This window comes from Blautia sp. Sow4_E7 (assembly GCF_052116245.1).
Taxonomy (GTDB): domain Bacteria; phylum Bacillota; class Clostridia; order Lachnospirales; family Lachnospiraceae; genus Blautia_A.
The window spans coordinates 1-621 of record NZ_JBQKLL010000135.1 but is presented as its reverse complement, the minus strand read 5'-3'; the positions used below and the strand labels follow the sequence as shown (position 1 = coordinate 621).

Here is a 621-nt window from a genome sequence, read left to right as displayed (position 1 = left end):
TGGTCCGAATAGTAAAGTAACATAGAAGATGTATATAAACTCCACTCCATGAGAGAATTATCTCATGAAAAAAGGAAACTGTCTAAACGGTGGGTTATTCATCGCATACAATATATCTATGCTATATGGAGTTGTCAAAACGATGGTTGAATACGAAGACCAAAAAGAAAAAAAGCAGGGGAGTTAAAGTGAATAGGGCGGCGTAACTGCTGCCCATTTCCTTTATTAGGCAATATGGAAAAGAGGTGCGAGAAATGGCGCGAGCGAAGAGAGTAGATAATAGAGGGCGTGTGTTACGAAATGGCGAAAGCCAGAACAAGAAAGACGGAAGATATTGCTATAGATGGACTGAACCAGTAACAGGGAAAAGAGGCACTGTATACGCGCTTTCCCTGGTGGAATTGAGAGAAAAGGAACAGCAAATACAAAAGGATATTCAAGACGGTATCAATACCAATTCTGCAAATATGACGCTGAATCAGCTATTTAACATATATATGGACGGTAAAGTAAACTGTATCCCTTGTCAAGGACATTTTGAATTAGTGTAGTGCCTATTTTTTAGACACCTACACAAAAGTGATATCCCTGATTTTGGACATTCCTTTGTTTGGTTATCCA

1 protein-coding gene is annotated in these 621 nt (G+C 39.0%); it reads left to right on the top strand.

The window, feature by feature from the left end; translation table 11 throughout:
- Positions 1-254 precede the first annotated feature (254 nt).
- Complete coding sequence (locus ACTQ50_RS19720) at positions 255-551, top strand: integrase DNA-binding domain-containing protein (RefSeq protein ID WP_441485571.1); 297 nt, start codon at positions 255-257, stop codon at positions 549-551.
- The last annotated feature ends 70 nt before the right edge of the window (positions 552-621 follow it).